We start from the raw sequence: 18,825 nt of genomic DNA on the forward strand, positions 1-18,825 counted from the left end.
TGCTGCGCGGCACGAAGCGTGAAGACGTGGAGCGTGGTCAGGTTCTGGCCAAGCCGGGTTCGATCAACCCGCACACGCACTTCACGGCTGAAGTGTACGTGCTGAGCAAGGACGAAGGCGGCCGTCACACGCCGTTCTTCAACAACTACCGTCCGCAGTTCTACTTCCGTACGACGGACGTGACGGGCTCGATCGAGCTGCCGAAGGACAAGGAAATGGTGATGCCGGGCGACAACGTGTCGATCACGGTGAAGCTGATCAACCCGATCGCAATGGAAGAAGGCCTGCGCTTCGCAATCCGCGAAGGCGGTCGTACGGTCGGCGCTGGTGTCGTCGCAAAGATCATCGAGTAACGCCAGGCAGTTCTCGATAATCGGTTGTATCGGGGTTGGCGGTGTCGTCAACCCCAAATGGTTTAGGGGTATAGCTCAACTGGCAGAGCGTCGGTCTCCAAAACCGAAGGTTGGGGGTTCGATTCCCTCTGCCCCTGCCAACTATCGCGTCGAAGTGGCGCTTCGTTAAGGTGTTATGGCGAATCCTTCCGTCGAAACTGTAAATACATCCGGCGACAAGATGATGTTGATCGCCGGTGTGTTGCTGGTCTTGGCCGGGTTCGTGGGGTTCTTCTGGCTGAATGGCCAGGAATGGTACATCCGCGGAGCTGCCTTGGCTGTTGGTGCGATCGCGGGTGTCGCAGTCGGTCTTCTCTCAGCGCCTGGCAAGGGATTCATTGCTTTCGCCAAAGACTCGTACAAAGAAGTCCGTAAGGTTGTTTGGCCGACTCGTAAAGAAGCGACTCAAACGACGCTTGTAGTGTTCGGCTTCGTCGTCGTGATGGCCATCTTCCTGTGGGTTTGTGATAAATCCATCGAGTGGGCGATTTTCTCGGCGATTCTGGGTTGGAAATGATATGAGTGATACTCCGGCATCCCCGAGCGGTAAACGTTGGTACGTGGTGCACGCATACTCCGGTATGGAGAGGAGCGTGCAACGAGCGCTTCAGGAGCGCATCGAGCGAGCTGGTATGCAGGAACAGTTCGGCCAGATACTCGTTCCCACAGAGGAAGTTGTTGAGGTAAAGGGCGGTCACAAATCAGTGACGGAACGTCGTTTCTTTCCCGGCTACGTTTTGGTCGAAATGGAAATGACAGATGAGACGTGGCACCTCGTGAAGAACACGGCGAAGGTGACCGGTTTCGTTGGGGGAGCGCGCAACCGGCCGAGTCCGATTTCCCCTCGGGAAGTTGAGAAAATCATGTCGCAGATGCAGGAAGGCGTCGAGAAGCCGCGTCCGAAGACCCTGTTTGAAGTGGGCGAGATGGTACGGGTGAAAGAAGGCCCGTTCACAGATTTCAACGGCAGCGTCGAAGAAGTGAACTACGAAAAGTCGCGAGTCCGTGTTTCCGTTACGATCTTCGGCCGCGCAACGCCGGTCGAATTGGAATTCGGTCAGGTCGAAAAGTTGTAGTCCAGATTTAACGGAACGCACCACTAGGTGCGTTTCGTATTTCGCGCTTACGGTCCGCGTAATGGCCGTTGAGGAGCGTAACTAGCCAACTGTCGGCGAACACGCGCTACTACTCACTGAGCGCTCGCACGTAAGTCGGCGCTCCAAAGAGGTTCTCGAAATGGCAAAGAAAATTATCGGCTTTATCAAGCTGCAGATTCCTGCAGGTAAAGCCAACCCGTCGCCGCCGGTCGGTCCGGCACTGGGGCAGCGCGGCCTGAACATCATGGAGTTCTGCAAGGCGTTCAACGCGCAGACTCAAGCCATGGAACCGGGTCTGCCGATTCCTGTTGTGATCACCGCATTCGCGGACAAGAGCTTCACGTTCGTTCTGAAGACGCCGCCGGCAACGGTTCTGATCAAGAAGGCAGCGAAGCTCGACAAGGGTTCGAGCAAGCCGCATACCGACAAAGTCGGCAAGATCACCCGTGCTCAAGCAGAAGATATCGCCAAGACCAAGATGCCCGATCTGACGGCTGCTGATCTGGACGCAGCGGTTCGTACAATCGCTGGTAGCGCCCGCTCGATGGGCATCACCGTGGAGGGCGTGTAAATGGCTAAGCTTTCGAAACGTCTGCAAGCATTTGCAGCCAAAGTGGATCGTCAGAAGCTCTACCCGATTGAAGATGCTCTTTCGCTCGTAAAGGAATGTGCAAGCGCGAAGTTCGACGAGTCGATCGACGTCGCCGTCCAACTCGGCATCGATGCGAAGAAGTCGGATCAAGTGGTTCGCGGTTCGGTCGTGCTGCCGGCTGGTACCGGTAAGTCGGTCCGCGTCGCTGTATTCGCGCAGGGCGACAAGGCTGAGCAGGCCCGTGCCGCTGGTGCTGACGTCGTCGGTATGGAAGACCTGGCTGAACAGGTCAAGGCCGGCAACCTGAACTTCGACATCGTGATCGCTTCGCCTGACACGATGCGTATTGTCGGTACGCTCGGTCAGATCCTCGGCCCACGCGGTCTGATGCCGAACCCGAAGGTCGGGACGGTGACGCCGGACGTGGCGACCGCGGTCAAGAACGCCAAGGCGGGTCAGGTGCAATTCCGTGTCGACAAGGCCGGTATCATCCACGCAACGATCGGCCGCGCTTCGTTTGAACCTGCAGCTCTGCGCAACAACCTGAACGCGCTGATCGAAGCGCTGCAAAAGGCCAAGCCGGCAACGAGCAAAGGCGTGTACCTGCGCAAGGTTGCCCTGTCGAGCACGATGGGGGTTGGCGTTCGCGTTGACCAAACGTCGATCGCTGCACAGTAAAAAATTTTCGCCGCTCTGGTGCGAACCGGGGCGGTTTTTAAGGGCTTTGGGCGGTTGCGAGGTGGCAGTCTGCATTGCGCAACCGGTTGTCAAAGACCGTTGGCGGGCACGTAGCAGGTAGGCGGGTCCTTAATGTAAAGCCAACGCAGATGGCGAACCCGAAAAGGTTTTGTGGTGATGAAGCCGTCGGATGTCCGTAGCAATGCGGGCTTTGGACGGTCGAAATACTCCTGACTGGTCGGACGCCGTTATTGAACGCGGTACACAAGGCGCACGCCGCGTGTATCGAATCTGGAGGTTAACCGTGCCACTCAACAAAGAAAGCAAGCAGGCCGTCGTCGCTGAGGTTGCCGCGCAAGTCGCGAAAGCTCAGACCGTGGTTCTGGCTGAGTATCGTGGAATCGCGGTTGGCGATCTGACCAAGCTGCGCGCGAAAGCGCGTGAGCAACAGGTTTACCTTCGCGTGTTGAAGAACACGCTGGCGCGTCGCGCCGTCGAGGGTACCCCGTTTGCTCCGCTGGCAGAGCAGATGACTGGCCCCCTGATCTACGGCATCTCGGAAGATGCAATTGCTGCTGCTAAGGTCGTCAATGACTTCAGCAAGAGCAATGATAAGTTGGTCATCAAGGCTGGTTCCTACGAAGGCGAGGTGATGGACAAGGCTGGCGTGCAAGCGCTGGCAAACATCCCGAGCCGCGAAGAACTGCTCTCCAAGCTGTTGTACGTTATGCAGGCACCTGTTTCCGGCTTCGCGCGCGCTCTGGCCGCGCTGGCAGAAAAGAAACAAGGCGAAGAAACCGCTGCGTAATGCACTTCGGTCGAGCGTGATTGATCGCTGGCTGTATCCGAATTCAATTTAGGAGTATTTCAAATGGCAATCGCAAAAGAAGACATCCTCGAAGCCGTAGGCTCGATGTCGGTTCTGGAACTGAACGAGCTGGTCAAGGCGTTCGAAGAAAAGTTTGGCGTGTCGGCAGCTGCTGTTGCAGTGGCAGGCCCGGCAGGCGCCGCCGGCGGCGCAGCTGCTGCTGAAGAGCAGACCGAATTCACGGTCATCCTGGCTGAAACCGGTGCAAACAAGGTTTCGGTCATTAAGGCTGTTCGCGAACTTACGGGTCTCGGCCTGAAGGAAGCGAAGGATCTGGTCGACGGCGCACCGAAGCCCGTTAAGGAGGCGGTGCCCAAGGCTGCTGCTGAAGAAGCCAAGAAGAAGCTGGAAGAAGCCGGCGCGAAGGTTGAAATCAAGTAAGTTTCACCGCGCTGCGCGAAGGCTGGCGGTTTTCCACCGCCGGCCTTTTTGTGCTTTGTGGAGGGCGCGTTTTTGCAGGCGTATGCCAGCAGGAATGTGATTTCCAGAAGCCAAAGAAAAACGCCTTCGGTAATATTGACCGGCGTTTCTCTTTGTCTTCTGAAGCGACTGCAGAAGGCAAGTTTGGTCGGGTAGCGGGCAACACAGGCATCCGCTGCCGTCAGCCAGCGGTTGGTAGCGGCCAACCACCAAGCTTCTAGGCTCGTTCAAGCCATCGGACGGCCATCGGGTCTCAGTCGGTGAACACTCGGGTTGTCTCATCAAGGTATCCTGCCTCGACAACTATGCCCGCCGTGATTCGGAGATCGTATGCAATATTCCTTCACCGAGAAGAAGCGTATTCGCAAGAGTTTTGCGAAGCGCCCCATCGTTCACCAAGTACCTTTCCTGCTGGCTACCCAGCTTGAATCATTCAGCACGTTTCTGCAAGCAGATACGTCGTCTACGCAACGCAAGCCGGAAGGCCTGCAGGCCGCGTTTACTTCCGTTTTCCCGATCGTTTCGCACAACGGCTTCGCGCGTCTCGAGTTCGTCAGCTACATGCTGTCGCCGCCGGCATTCAACATCAAGGAATGCCAGCAGCGCGGTCTGACGTACTGTTCGGCGCTGCGCGCCAAGGTACGTCTGGTGCTGCTCGACAAGGAATCGCCGAGCAAGCCGGTCGTCAAGGAAGTGAAGGAACAGGAAGTGTACATGGGCGAAATCCCGCTCATGACACCGACCGGTTCGTTTGTCATCAACGGCACGGAACGCGTGATCGTTTCGCAGTTGCACCGTTCGCCGGGTGTGTTTTTTGAACACGACAAGGGCAAGACGCACAGCTCGGGCAAGCTCCTGTTCTCGGCACGTATCATTCCTTACCGCGGTTCGTGGCTCGACTTCGAATTCGACCCGAAGGACGTGCTGTACTTCCGCGTCGACCGTCGCCGTAAGATGCCGGTCACGATCCTGCTGAAGGCAATCGGCCTGACGCCGGAACAGATCCTCGCAAACTTCTTCGTGTTCGACAATTTCACGCTGATGCCGGAAGGCGCGCAGATGGAATTCGTGCCGGAGCGTCTGCGCGGTGAAGTCGCGCGCTTCGATATCACGGACCGCGATGGCAACGTGATCGTCCAGAAGGACAAGCGGATCAACGCCAAGCACATTCGCGACCTCGATAACGCGAAGACCAAGTTCATCTCGGTACCGGAAGACTATCTGCTCGGCCGCGTGCTCGCGAAGAACGTGATCGACGGCGATACGGGTGAAGTCATCGCGAACGCGAACGACGAAATCACCGAATCGGTGCTCGAGAAGCTGCGCGAAGCGAAGATCAAGGACATCCAGACGCTCTACACGAACGATCTGGACCAGGGTCCGTATATCTCGTCGACGCTGCGTATCGATGAAACGGCCGACAAGATGGCCGCGCGCATCGCGATCTACCGCATGATGCGTCCGGGCGAGCCGCCGACGGAAGAAGCGGTCGAGGCGTTGTTCAACCGCCTGTTCTACAGCGAAGAAGCGTACGACCTGTCGAAGGTGGGTCGTATGAAGTTCAACCGCCGCGTCGGCCGCGACGAAATCGTCGGCCCGATGACGCTGCAGGACGACGACATCCTCGCGACGATCAAGATCCTGGTTGAGCTGCGCAACGGCAAGGGCGAAGTGGACGATATCGACCACCTCGGCAACCGTCGTGTGCGTTGCGTCGGCGAACTCGCGGAGAACCAGTTCCGCGCAGGCCTCGTGCGTGTCGAACGTGCTGTGAAGGAACGCCTCGGCCAGGCCGAAAGTGAAAACCTGATGCCGCACGACCTGATCAACTCGAAACCGATCTCGTCGGCGATTCGCGAGTTCTTCGGTTCGTCGCAGCTGTCGCAGTTCATGGACCAGACCAACCCGCTGTCGGAAATCACGCACAAGCGTCGTGTTTCCGCACTGGGCCCGGGCGGTCTGACGCGTGAGCGCGCAGGCTTCGAAGTCCGCGACGTGCATCCGACCCACTACGGCCGCGTGTGCCCGATCGAAACGCCGGAAGGTCCGAACATCGGTCTGATCAACTCGCTCGCTCTGTACGCGCACCTGAACGAATACGGCTTCCTCGAGACGCCCTATCGCAAGGTCGCGGACGGCAAGGTGACCGACCAGATCGACTACCTGTCGGCGATCGAAGAAGGCCGTTACGTGATCGCTCAGGCGAACGCGGCGGTGGCCGACGACGGCACGCTGACTGACGAACTCGTCTCGTCGCGTGAAGCGGGCGAAACGCTGATGGTGACGCCGGATCGCATCCAGTACATGGACGTGGCGCCGTCGCAGATCGTGTCGGTCGCAGCTTCGCTGATTCCGTTCCTCGAGCACGACGACGCGAACCGCGCGTTGATGGGCTCGAACATGCAGCGTCAGGCTGTACCGTGTCTGCGTCCGGAAAAGCCGGTCGTCGGTACGGGCATCGAGCGCACCGTGGCGGTCGACTCGGGCACGACGGTTCAGGCACTGCGTGGCGGCGTGGTCGATTACGTCGACGCGGGCCGTATCGTGATTCGCGTGAACGACGACGAAGCGGTTGCGGGCGAAGTCGGTGTCGACATCTACAACCTGATCAAGTACACGCGTTCGAACCAGAACACGAACATCAACCAGCGTCCGATCGTGAAGATGGGCGACAAGGTTGCGCGCGGTGACGTGCTGGCTGACGGCGCATCGACCGATCTGGGCGAGCTCGCGCTCGGCCAGAACATGCTGATCGCGTTCATGCCGTGGAACGGCTACAACTTCGAAGACTCGATCCTGATCTCGGAGAAGGTGGTTGCGGACGACCGTTACACGTCGATCCACATCGAAGAACTGAACGTCGTTGCACGCGACACGAAGCTCGGACCGGAAGAAATTACGCGCGACATCTCGAACCTCGCGGAAGTGCAGCTTGGCCGTCTCGACGAGTCGGGCATCGTGTACATCGGCGCGGAAGTCGAAGCGGGTGACGTGCTGGTCGGCAAGGTCACGCCGAAGGGCGAAACCCAGCTGACGCCGGAAGAAAAGCTGCTGCGCGCGATCTTCGGTGAGAAGGCATCTGACGTGAAGGACACGTCGCTGCGTGTGCCGTCGGGCATGAGCGGTACCGTGATCGACGTTCAGGTGTTCACGCGTGAAGGCATCCAGCGCGACAAGCGCGCCCAACAGATCATCGACGATGAACTGAAGCGCTATCGTCTCGACCTGAACGACCAGCTGCGTATCGTGGAAGGCGATGCGTTCCAGCGTCTCGCACGTATGCTCGAAGGCAAGGTTGCGAACGGCGGTCCGAAGAAGCTCGCCAAGGGCACGAAGATCGAGCGCGCTTACCTCGAAGATCTGGACCACTACCACTGGTTCGACATCCGCCTCGCGGATGAAGAAGCAGCGGCCCAGCTCGAAGCGATCAAGAACTCGATCGAAGAGAAGCGTCACCAGTTCGACCTCGCGTTCGAAGAGAAGCGCAAGAAGCTCACCCAAGGCGACGAATTGCCGCCGGGCGTGCTGAAGATGGTCAAGGTGTATCTGGCAGTGAAGCGCCGTCTGCAGCCTGGCGACAAGATGGCAGGGCGCCACGGTAACAAGGGTGTCGTGTCGAAGATCGTGCCGATCGAAGACATGCCGTACATGGCCGACGGCCGTCCGGCTGACGTCGTTCTGAACCCGCTCGGCGTGCCGTCGCGGATGAACGTGGGTCAGGTTCTCGAAGTGCATCTGGGTTGGGCCGCGAAGGGTCTCGGCTGGCGTATCGGCGAAATGCTGCAGCGTCAGGCGAAGATCGCTGAACTGCGCGAATTCCTGATCAAGATCTACAACGAATCGGGCCGCGCCGAAGAGCTGGACAGCTTCAGCGACGACGAAATCCTCGAACTGGCGAAGAACCTGCGCGAAGGCGTGCCGTTCGCAACGCCGGTGTTCGATGGTGCGACGGAAGAAGAAATGTCGCGCGCGCTGGATCTGGCTTTCCCGGACGAGATCGCTCAGAACCTCGGCATGACGCCATCGAAGAACCAGGTCCGCCTGTTCGACGGCCGCACGGGCGAGATGTTCGAACGTACGGTGACGGTCGGTTACATGCACTACCTGAAGCTGCACCACCTGGTCGACGACAAGATGCACGCTCGTTCCACGGGCCCGTACTCGCTCGTGACGCAGCAGCCGTTGGGCGGTAAGGCGCAGTTCGGTGGCCAGCGTTTCGGTGAAATGGAAGTGTGGGCGCTCGAAGCGTACGGCGCATCGTACGTGCTGCAGGAAATGCTGACGGTGAAGTCGGACGACGTGACGGGCCGGACCAAGGTTTACGAGAATCTGGTCAAGGGCGATCACGTGATCGATGCCGGCATGCCTGAGTCGTTCAACGTGTTGGTGAAGGAAATCCGGTCGCTGGGTATCGACATCGACCTGGACCGGAACTAATCGGACTACTGGAGAGAAGCGATGAAAGCTTTGCTCGATCTATTCAAGCAAGTCCAACAACCTGAAGTTTTTGACGCGATCAAGATCGGCTTGGCCTCGCCGGACAAGATCCGTTCGTGGTCGTTCGGTGAAGTCAAGAAGCCGGAAACCATCAACTACCGCACGTTCAAGCCGGAGCGCGATGGTCTGTTCTGCGCGAAGATTTTCGGTCCGATCAAGGACTACGAATGCCTTTGCGGCAAGTACAAGCGCTTGAAGCATCGTGGCGTGATCTGCGAGAAGTGCGGCGTCGAAGTGACGCTCGCGAAGGTGCGTCGTGAGCGCATGGGCCACATTGAGCTGGCCTCGCCGGTCGCGCACATCTGGTTCCTGAAGTCGTTGCCGTCGCGTCTGGGCATGGTGCTCGACATGACGCTGCGCGACATCGAGCGCGTGCTGTACTTCGAAGCATACGTAGTGATCGATCCGGGCATGACGCCGCTCAAAGCGCGGCAGATCATGACCGAAGAGGATTACTACAACAAGGTCGAGGAATACGGCGACGAATTCCGTGCCGAAATGGGCGCGGAAGGTATTCGCGAACTGCTGCGCGCGATCAACATCGACGAGCAGGTCGAGTTGCTGCGCACGGAACTGCGCAACACCGGCTCGGAAGCGAAGATCAAGAAGTACGCGAAGCGCCTGAAGGTGCTCGAGGCGTTCCAGCGTTCGGGCATCAAGCCGGACTGGATGGTCCTCGAAGTGCTGCCGGTGCTGCCGCCGGAACTGCGTCCGCTGGTGCCGCTCGACGGCGGCCGTTTCGCGACGTCGGACCTGAACGACCTGTATCGCCGCGTGATCAACCGTAACAACCGGTTGAAGCGTCTGCTCGAGCTGAAGGCGCCGGAAATCATCGTCCGCAACGAAAAGCGGATGCTGCAGGAAGCCGTCGACTCGCTGCTCGACAACGGCCGTCGCGGTAAGGCGATGACCGGCGCGAACAAGCGTCCGCTGAAGTCGCTCGCTGACATGATCAAGGGTAAGGGCGGTCGCTTCCGCCAGAACCTGCTCGGTAAGCGTGTCGACTACTCGGGCCGTTCGGTGATCGTGGTCGGCCCGACGTTGAAGCTGCACCAGTGCGGTCTGCCGAAGCTGATGGCGCTCGAACTGTTCAAGCCGTTCATCTTCAACAAGCTCGAAGTGATGGGTGTCGCTACCACCATCAAGGCTGCGAAGAAGGAAGTCGAGAACCAGACGCCGGTCGTGTGGGACATCCTCGAAGAGGTGATCCGCGAACATCCGGTCATGCTGAACCGTGCGCCGACGCTGCACCGTCTCGGCATCCAGGCTTTCGAGCCGGTGCTGATCGAAGGTAAGGCAATCCAGCTGCACCCGCTCGTCTGCGCGGCGTTCAACGCCGACTTCGACGGTGACCAGATGGCCGTTCACGTGCCGCTGTCGCTCGAAGCGCAGATGGAAGCGCGCACGCTGATGCTCGCGTCGAACAACGTGCTGTTCCCGGCCAACGGCGATCCGTCGATCGTGCCGTCGCAGGACATCGTGCTCGGCCTGTACTACGCGACGCGCGAAGCGGTGAACGGCAAGGGCGAAGGCCTGACGTTCACGGGCGTGTCGGAAGTGCTGCGTGCGTACGAGAACAAGGAAGTCGAGCTGGCCTCGCGCGTCAACGTGCGGATCACTGAAATGGTCCACAACGAAGACAAGTCGGAAGGCGCGCCGGCGTTCGTGCCGAAGATCACGCTGTACGCGACCACGGTCGGCCGCTCGATCCTGTCGGAAATCCTGCCGCCGGGTCTGCCGTTCTCGGTGCTGAATAAGCCGCTGAAGAAGAAGGAAATCTCGCGTCTGATCAACACCGCGTTCCGCAAGTGCGGTCTGCGTGAGACGGTGATTTTCGCCGACCAGCTGATGCAGTCGGGCTTCCGCCTGGCAACGCGCGCAGGTATTTCGATCTGCGTCGACGACATGCTCGTGCCGCCGCAGAAGGAAATCATCGTCGGCGATGCCGCAAAGAAGGTGAAGGAATACGACCGCCAGTACATGTCGGGTCTCGTCACCGCGCAGGAACGCTACAACAACGTGGTTGACATCTGGTCGGCGACGTCGGAAGCGGTCGGCAAGGCGATGATGGAGCAGCTGTCGACGGAACCGGTCACGGACCGTGACGGCAACCAGACGCGTCAGGAGTCGTTCAACTCCATCTACATGATGGCGGACTCGGGTGCTCGTGGTTCCGCGGTTCAGATCCGTCAGCTGGCCGGTATGCGCGGTCTGATGGCGAAGCCGGACGGCTCGATCATCGAGACGCCGATTACGGCGAACTTCCGCGAAGGTCTGAACGTGTTGCAGTACTTCATCTCGACCCACGGAGCACGTAAGGGTCTGGCTGATACGGCACTGAAGACCGCGAACTCGGGTTACCTGACGCGTCGTCTCGTCGACGTGACGCAGGATCTGGTCGTCGTCGAGGAAGATTGCGGCACGTCGAACGGCGTGGCGATGAAGGCGCTCGTGGAAGGCGGTGAAGTGGTCGAAGCGCTGCGTGACCGTATTCTGGGTCGCGTGGCCGTGGCTGACATCGTCAACCCGGAATCGCAGGAAACGCTGTTCGAAGCTGGCACGCTGCTCGATGAAGACGCGGTCGAAGACATCGAACGCCTCGGCATCGACGAAGTTCGCGTGCGCACGCCGCTCACCTGCGAGACGCGCTACGGTCTGTGCGCGGCCTGCTACGGTCGCGATCTTGGCCGCGGCTCGCTGGTGAACGTCGGCGAAGCGGTCGGTGTGATCGCGGCGCAGTCGATCGGTGAACCGGGCACGCAGCTCACGATGCGTACGTTCCACATCGGTGGCGCGGCGTCGCGTGCGGCGGTGGCTTCGTCGGTCGAAGCGAAGTCGAACGGTACGGTGCGTTTCACGTCGACGATGCGTTACGTCACGAATGCGAAGGGCGAGCAGATCGTCATCTCGCGTTCGGGCGAGGCGATGATCACCGACGATCACGGCCGCGAGCGCGAGCGTCACAAGGTGCCGTACGGCGCCACGCTGCTGCAGCTCGACGGTGCGCAGATCAAGGCTGGCACGCAACTGGCCACGTGGGATCCGATGACGCGTCCGATCATCACCGAGTACGGTGGCACGGTGAAGTTCGAGAACGTCGAGGAAGGCGTGACGGTCGCGAAGCAGATCGACGACGTGACGGGTCTGTCCACGCTCGTCGTGATCGACGTGAAGCGTCGTGGTTCCCAGGCGTCGAAGACGGTGCGTCCGCAGGTCAAGCTTCTCGATGCGAACGGCGAGGAAGTGAAGATCCCGAACACCGAGCACTCGGTGCAGATCGGCTTCCAGGTCGGCGCGCTGATCACCGTGAAGGACGGTCAGCAGGTGCAGGTTGGTGAAGTGCTCGCACGTATCCCGACCGAATCGCAGAAGACGCGTGACATTACCGGTGGTCTGCCGCGTGTGGCGGAACTGTTCGAAGCACGTTCGCCGAAGGACGCGGGTATCCTCGCGGAAGTCACGGGTACGACGTCGTTCGGTAAGGACACGAAGGGCAAGCAGCGTCTCGTTATCACGGACCTCGAGGGCAACCAGCACGAGTTCCTGATCGCGAAGGAAAAGCAGGTTCTGGTGCACGATGGTCAGGTCGTCAACAAGGGCGAAATGATCGTCGACGGACCGGCGGATCCGCACGACATCCTGCGTCTGCAGGGCGTCGAGGCGCTGTCGCGTTACATCGTGGACGAAGTGCAGGACGTGTACCGTCTGCAAGGCGTGAAGATCAACGACAAGCACATTGAAGTGATCGTGCGTCAGATGCTGCGCCGCGTCCAGATCACGGACAACGGCGATACGCGTTTCATCCCGGGCGAACAGGTCGAGCGGTCGGATATGCTCGACGAGAACGACCGTATGATCGCGGAAGACAAGCGTCCGGCAACGTACGAAAACGTGCTGCTCGGTATCACGAAGGCGTCGCTGTCGACCGATTCGTTCATCTCCGCGGCGTCGTTCCAGGAAACGACCCGCGTGCTGACCGAAGCGGCGATCATGGGCAAGCGCGACGACCTGCGTGGCCTGAAGGAAAACGTGATCGTCGGCCGTCTGATCCCGGCCGGTACGGGTCTCGCGTTCCACAAGGCGCGCAAGAGCAAGGAACTGGCCGACCGCGAGCGTTTCGATCAGATCGCAGCGGAAGAGTCGTTCGAATTCGGTACGCCGGAAACCCCGGCTGCCGAACAGCAGCACTCGGGCGAGTAAGTGCTGGCGGCGCAAGCCGCCTTGCCTGACGAGCCACGAAAGCCGCTCAGTTTCGACTGAGCGGCTTTTTTTATGCTCTTTTTTGCCCGTGCACCATTCCCACGCTCCGGCGCAGTCCTAAGCCTGATGGCCAGCGTTGTCGCAAACCGCAGGCGCGGCACGAATGCGTTGGTAAAATTCGTCTCACCGCCTGCGTGCCGTTTCCTTCGCCGTCTCTGTCAAATACATGTCCCGTCCGCTCGAAATCCTCAACGAAGTCTTTGGTTATCCCGCGTTCAGAGGACAGCAGGGCGAAATTGTCGAGCACGTCGCCGACGGCGGCGATTGCCTCGTGCTGATGCCGACGGGGGGCGGCAAGTCGCTGTGCTATCAGATTCCGTCGCTGGTACGGCGCGAACGCGGCTTTGGCACCGGCATCGTGGTGTCGCCGCTGATCGCGCTGATGCAGGATCAGGTGGCCGCGCTGACCGAAGTCGGCGTGCGGGCCGCGTACCTGAACTCGACGCTGTCGAGCGCTGAGGCGATGGCCACCGAGCGGGCGCTGCGTGACGGCGACATCGATCTGCTCTACGTCGCACCGGAGCGGCTGATGACGTCGCGCTTCCAGGAACTGCTCGAGCGCACGCGGATCGGTCTCTTCGCGATCGACGAAGCGCACTGTGTGTCGCAATGGGGACACGATTTCCGGCCCGAATATATCCAGCTGTCGGTGCTGCACGAGCGTTTTCCGAACGTGCCGCGCATTGCGCTGACGGCGACCGCCGACGCGATCACGCGCGACGAAATCATTCATCGTCTCGCGCTCGACGATGCGCGCGTGTTCGTGTCGAGTTTCGATCGGCCGAACATCCGCTATCGCATCGCCGAAAAAGACAACGCGCGCACGCAGCTGCTCGACTTCATCCGCGCCGAGCATACTAAGGCCGACGGCACAACCGACGCGGGCGTTGTCTATTGCCTGTCGCGCCGCAAGGTCGAGGAAACCGCGGAGTGGCTCAAGGAAAAGGGCATGCGCGCGCTGCCATACCACGCCGGCATGGAATTCGAGGTGCGCCAGAAGCATCAGGAAATGTTCCAGCGCGAGGAAGGCATCGTGATGTGCGCGACGATTGCGTTCGGCATGGGCATCGACAAGCCCGACGTGCGGTTCGTCGCGCATCTGGATTTGCCAAAGAGCGTCGAAGGGTACTACCAGGAGACCGGCCGTGCGGGCCGCGACGGGCTTCCGTCGAACGCGTGGATGGCCTACGGGCTCGGCGACGTCGTGCAGCAGCGCAAGATGATCGACGAATCCGAAGCCGATGACGCGCACAAGCGCGTCCAGACCGGCAAGCTCGACGCGCTGCTCGGTTTGTGCGAAACGGCGGCCTGCCGGCGGGTGCGCCTGCTCGCGTACTTCGGCGAAACAAGCCAACCATGCGGCAACTGCGACAACTGCCTCGAGCCGCCCCCGACCTGGGACGCGACACGCGAGGCTCAGATGGCGCTGTCGTGTGTTTTTCGCGCGCAGCGTGCGAGCGGCTTCCATTTCGGCGCCGGACATCTGATCGATATTTTGCGCGGCAACCGCAGCGAGAAAATCTTGCAGCGCGGCCATGAGAAGCTGACCACGTTCGGTATTGGTGCGGCGCTCGGTGAGCCGGAGTGGCGTGCGATCTTCCGCCAGCTAGTCGCGTTCGGCTACCTGACGGTCGACCACGAGGGCTACGGTTCACTCGTGCTCACGGAGGCGAGCAAGCCGGTGCTCAAGGGCGAGCAGAAAGTGACGATGCGGCGCTACGTCAAGCCCACACGCACGCGTCAATCGTCGGGACGCACCAGCGAGCGCGCCGATCCGACCATCGGTATGGGCCCTCGCGAGCGCGCCCGCTGGGAGCGCCTACGCATGTGGCGCACCGAAACCGCGAAGAGCGACGGCGTGCCGGCGTATGTGATTTTCCATGACGCGACGCTCGCGGAAATCGCGCGTCTCGGCCCTGATTCTATCGACGATCTGCGTGGGATTCCGGGCATGGGCGCGCGAAAACTCGACCGTTTCGGCTACGAATTGCTGAACGTCGTGGCGGCCGACTGACCTCATCTGGCTGTTTCGCCGGATTGACAGGGATGCGAACCATCGCAACCTGTTGACTTCCTTAGTATTTTCGGAATATTATGCTAGGTTCCGGTTCTTGGGATGCCTGCGCGCGGCTTCAATTCGTGCGTGAGTAGGCCAACCGGAAGTTCGATGCGCAGGCGTTTCCGCTTTGCCCGGAAACAGATGCGTCGATTTTGTTCAATTTCAGGAATAAACAATGCCAACCATCAATCAACTGGTTCGCAAAGGCCGCACGTCGGAAACGACGAAGAGCAAGAGCCCGGCTTTGCAGGACTGCCCCCAGCGTCGCGGCGTGTGCACCCGTGTGTACACCACGACGCCGAAGAAGCCGAACTCGGCACTCCGTAAGGTCGCCAAAGTTCGCCTGACGAATGGCTTCGAAGTCATTTCGTACATCGGTGGTGAAGGCCACAACCTGCAGGAACACTCGGTCGTGCTGATTCGCGGCGGCCGTGTGAAGGACTTGCCGGGTGTGCGTTACCACATGGTTCGCGGCTCGCTGGATACCCAGGGCGTCAAGGATCGTAAGCAGGCTCGCTCGAAGTACGGTGCGAAGCGTGCCAAGGCTGGCAAGTAATTAGCCGGTCAATCGTAGTTTCAGGTCGCCTGCAAGGGCGGTAATGGCGATGGTGCCGGAATCGCCGGTGCTATCGAGTAAGTGGTCACCCGACCAGGCTGGTTAGTCTTACGGATGAATCGGGTTAGTTGGTGGCCGCGGGGCTGCAATCAGCTCCAACTGAAAAGTAAAGGAAGAAACATGCCGCGTCGTCGCGAAGTCCCCAAGCGGGAAGTGTTGCCGGATCCGAAATTCGGCAACGTTGATGTAGCAAAATTCATGAACGTGCTGATGCTCTCCGGCAAGAAGTCGGTTGCCGAGCGTATCGTGTACGGCGCTTTCGAGCAGATCCAGACCAAGGGTGGCAAGGACCCGCTGGAAGTGTTCACGGTGGCGCTCAACAACGTCAAGCCGGTGGTCGAAGTGAAGAGCCGCCGCGTTGGTGGTGCGAACTATCAGGTTCCGGTCGAAGTGCGCCCGTCGCGTCGTATGGCATTGGCGATGCGTTGGCTGCGTGAAGCCGCGAAGAAGCGCAGCGAGAAGTCGATGGCCCTGCGTCTGGCAGGTGAACTCTCCGAAGCGGCCGAAGGCCGTGGCGGCGCGATGAAGAAGCGCGACGAAGTTCACCGGATGGCAGAAGCCAACAAGGCGTTCTCGCACTTCCGTTTCTAAGCTTCCCGACCCCGGGACTAGCGGAAAAACGGAAAGAAATTCCGGGCGGGTGCGCTTCAAAGGCGCCTCGCCCGTTTGTGTTACAGCGCGATGGGTATCTTTCGCATCGCGTCATCCTAATAGAGGATCAAAGTGGCTCGCAAGACTCCTATCGAGCGCTACCGTAACATCGGTATTAGCGCTCACATCGACGCCGGCAAAACGACGACGACCGAGCGCATTCTGTTCTACACGGGCGTGAACCATAAGATTGGTGAAGTTCACGACGGCGCTGCCACCATGGACTGGATGGAGCAGGAACAGGAACGCGGCATCACGATTACTTCCGCTGCTACCACGGCATTCTGGAAAGGCATGGCGGGCGACCGCGCCGAGCACCGCATCAACATCATCGACACCCCGGGTCACGTCGACTTCACGATCGAAGTCGAGCGCTCGATGCGCGTGCTCGATGGCGCGTGCATGGTGTACTGCGCTGTGGGCGGCGTGCAGCCCCAGTCGGAAACCGTGTGGCGCCAAGCTAACAAGTACAAGGTTCCCCGTCTCGCGTTCATCAACAAAATGGACCGTACCGGCGCGAACTTCTTCAAGGTCTACGATCAGCTCAAGCTGCGTCTGAAGGCGAACCCGGTTCCGGTCGTCGTGCCTATCGGCGCGGAAGAGAACTTCACGGGCGTCGTCGATCTGATGAAGATGAAGGCGATCATTTGGGACGACGCGTCCCAAGGCACCAAGTTCTCGTACGAAGACATCCCGGCAGAGCTCGTCGACACGTGCAACGAATGGCGTGAAAAGATGGTCGAAGCGGCGGCTGAAGCGAACGAAGACATGATGAACAAGTACCTCGAGTCGGGTGAGCTGACCGAAGAGGAAATCGTCAAGGGTCTGCGCGACCGTACGATCGCTTGCGAAATCCAGCCGATGCTGTGCGGCACCGCGTTCAAGAACAAGGGTGTGCAGCGCATGCTGGACGCCGTGCTCGACTTCCTGCCGTCGCCGATCGACATCCCGCCGGTTACCGGCGAGCTGGAAAACGGTGAAAAGGCTGAGCGCCGCGCGGCCGACGACGAAAAGTTCTCAGCACTGGCATTCAAGATCATGACCGACCCGTTCGTCGGCCAGCTGATCTTCTTCCGTGTGTACTCGGGCGTCGTCAATTCGGGCGACACCGTGCTGAACGCGACCAAGGACAAGAAGGAACGTCTGGGCCGTATTCTGCAGATGCACGCGAACCAGCGCGAAGAAATCAAGGAAGTGCGCGCAGGCGACATCGCTGCTGCGGTCGGCCTGAAAGAAGCGACCACGGGTGACACGCTGTGCGATCCGCAGAACCCGATCGTGCTCGAACGCATGATTTTCCCGGAGCCGGTGATTTCGCAGGCTGTCGAGCCGAAGACCAAGGCTGACCAGGAAAAGATGGGTCTGGCACTGAACCGCTTGGCTCAGGAAGATCCGTCGTTCCGCGTTCAGACGGACGAAGAATCGGGTCAAACGATCATTTCGGGTATGGGCGAGCTGCACCTCGAAATTCTGGTCGACCGGATGAAGCGTGAATTCGGCGTGGAAGCGACCGTCGGAAAGCCGCAGGTGGCTTACCGCGAAACGATCCGCAGCACGGCTGCTGACGTTGACGGCAAGTTCGTCAAGCAGTCGGGCGGCCGTGGTCAGTACGGTCACGCAGTCATCACGCTCGAGCCGAACGAACAAGGCAAGGGTTACGAGTTCCTCGACGAGATCAAGGGCGGCGTGATTCCGCGTGAATACATTCCGGCAGTCGACAAGGGTATCCAGGAAACGCTGAAGGCTGGCGTGCTGGCGGGCTTCCCGGTCGTTGACGTGAAGGTTCACCTGACGTTCGGTTCGTACCACGACGTTGACTCGAACGAAAATGCGTTCCGCATGGCCGGTTCGATGGCGTTCAAGGAAGCAATGCGTAAGGCAAGCCCGGTCATCCTCGAACCGATGATGGCTGTGGAAGTCGAAACGCCGGAAGATTACATGGGCAACGTGATGGGCGACCTGTCGGGCCGTCGCGGTATCGTCCAGGGCATGGAAGACATGGTGGGTGGCGGCAAGATCGTTCGCGCCGAGGTGCCGCTGTCGGAAATGTTCGGCTACTCGACGTCGCTGCGTTCGCTGACGCAGGGTCGTGCAACGTACACGATGGAGTTCAAGCACTACGCTGAAGCTCCGCGTAACGTGTCGGAAGCGATCATCAACGCGAAGTCGAAGTAATCGCGCGGCAAAGTCATTCAACGATTAACTTTTTGAAAGAAGAGAAACATGGCTAAAGGTAAATTCGAACGGACCAAGCCGCACGTGAACGTGGGCACGATCGGTCACGTTGACCACGGCAAGACCACGCTGACGGCAGCGATCACGACGGTTCTGACGCAGAAGTTTGGCGGCGAAGCAAAGGCGTACGACCAGATCGACGCGGCGCCGGAAGAAAAGGCGCGCGGCATTACCATCAACACCGCGCACGTCGAGTACGAAACGGCTAACCGCCACTACGCACACGTCGACTGCCCGGGCCACGCTGACTACGTGAAGAACATGATCACGGGCGCGGCACAGATGGACGGCGCGATCCTGGTGTGCTCGGCTGCAGACGGCCCGATGCCGCAAACGCGTGAGCACATCCTGCTGGCGCGTCAGGTTGGCGTTCCGTACATCATCGTGTTCCTGAACAAGTGCGACATGGTGGACGACGCCGAGCTGCTGGAGCTCGTCGAGATGGAAGTTCGCGAACTTC

At 59.9% G+C, this 18,825-nt stretch carries 14 protein-coding genes and 1 tRNA gene; all 15 read left to right on the top strand.

The genetic code is table 11. The features are described 5' to 3' along the window. Window positions 1-353, top strand: a 353-nt coding sequence (locus GCT19_RS37955; protein ID WP_456299582.1) for an EF-Tu C-terminal domain-related protein, incomplete at its 5' end; no start/stop codon positions are given. Between the two features lie 64 nt (window positions 354-417). Beyond that, window positions 418-493: transfer RNA gene (locus GCT19_RS37960), tRNA-Trp, on the top strand. 35 nt (window positions 494-528) lie between these two features. After that, window positions 529-909 carry a preprotein translocase subunit SecE gene (gene secE / locus GCT19_RS37965; RefSeq protein WP_152854798.1) on the top strand — a complete coding sequence of 127 codons (381 nt, stop codon included), beginning with the start codon at window positions 529-531 and terminating at the stop codon, window positions 907-909. A 1-nt stretch (window position 910) separates the two neighbouring features. Next, window positions 911-1,468 carry a transcription termination/antitermination protein NusG gene (gene nusG / locus GCT19_RS37970; protein ID WP_152854799.1) on the top strand — a complete coding sequence of 186 codons (558 nt, stop codon included), beginning with the start codon at window positions 911-913 and terminating at the stop codon, window positions 1,466-1,468. Window positions 1,469-1,628: 160 nt separating this feature from the next. Beyond that, the gene (gene rplK / locus GCT19_RS37975; RefSeq protein WP_008922976.1) at window positions 1,629-2,060 is read left to right on the top strand and encodes a 50S ribosomal protein L11; all 432 of its coding nucleotides are present in this window, start codon (window positions 1,629-1,631) and stop codon (window positions 2,058-2,060) included. Further along, window positions 2,061-2,759: a 50S ribosomal protein L1 gene (gene rplA / locus GCT19_RS37980; RefSeq protein ID WP_013090766.1), complete on the top strand. Its 699-nt coding sequence runs from the start codon at window positions 2,061-2,063 to the stop codon at window positions 2,757-2,759. Between the two features lie 304 nt (window positions 2,760-3,063). Beyond that, entirely contained in the window at window positions 3,064-3,567 is a 504-nt protein-coding gene (gene rplJ, locus GCT19_RS37985; protein ID WP_321576942.1) for a 50S ribosomal protein L10, read from the top strand. Between the two features lie 63 nt (window positions 3,568-3,630). Beyond that, the gene (gene rplL / locus GCT19_RS37990) at window positions 3,631-4,008 is read left to right on the top strand and encodes a 50S ribosomal protein L7/L12 (protein WP_018420143.1); all 378 of its coding nucleotides are present in this window, start codon (window positions 3,631-3,633) and stop codon (window positions 4,006-4,008) included. 369 nt (window positions 4,009-4,377) lie between these two features. Next, complete coding sequence (gene rpoB / locus GCT19_RS37995) at window positions 4,378-8,484, top strand: DNA-directed RNA polymerase subunit beta (protein WP_013090764.1); 4,107 nt, start codon at window positions 4,378-4,380, stop codon at window positions 8,482-8,484. Window positions 8,485-8,505: 21 nt separating this feature from the next. Continuing rightward, a complete protein-coding gene (rpoC, locus tag GCT19_RS38000; protein ID WP_018436995.1) occupies window positions 8,506-12,744 on the top strand; it encodes a DNA-directed RNA polymerase subunit beta' in 4,239 nt (1,412 codons plus the stop codon). Window positions 12,745-12,970: 226 nt separating this feature from the next. Continuing rightward, the gene (gene recQ / locus GCT19_RS38005; protein ID WP_152854800.1) at window positions 12,971-14,818 is read left to right on the top strand and encodes a DNA helicase RecQ; all 1,848 of its coding nucleotides are present in this window, start codon (window positions 12,971-12,973) and stop codon (window positions 14,816-14,818) included. Between the two features lie 220 nt (window positions 14,819-15,038). Beyond that, complete coding sequence (gene rpsL / locus GCT19_RS38010) at window positions 15,039-15,419, top strand: 30S ribosomal protein S12 (RefSeq protein WP_006053290.1); 381 nt, start codon at window positions 15,039-15,041, stop codon at window positions 15,417-15,419. Window positions 15,420-15,599: 180 nt separating this feature from the next. Continuing rightward, entirely contained in the window at window positions 15,600-16,070 is a 471-nt protein-coding gene (gene rpsG / locus GCT19_RS38015) for a 30S ribosomal protein S7 (RefSeq protein WP_006053291.1), read from the top strand. A 132-nt stretch (window positions 16,071-16,202) separates the two neighbouring features. Continuing rightward, window positions 16,203-18,305 carry an elongation factor G gene (gene fusA, locus GCT19_RS38020; RefSeq protein WP_321576943.1) on the top strand — a complete coding sequence of 701 codons (2,103 nt, stop codon included), beginning with the start codon at window positions 16,203-16,205 and terminating at the stop codon, window positions 18,303-18,305. A 48-nt stretch (window positions 18,306-18,353) separates the two neighbouring features. Next, the coding region (locus GCT19_RS38025; RefSeq protein WP_152854801.1) for a GTP-binding protein at window positions 18,354-18,825 on the top strand (472 nt) is incomplete at its 3' end.

The organism is Paraburkholderia atlantica, from assembly GCF_009362785.1.
In the GTDB taxonomy this organism is placed as follows: Bacteria; Pseudomonadota; Gammaproteobacteria; order Burkholderiales; family Burkholderiaceae; genus Paraburkholderia; species Paraburkholderia atlantica.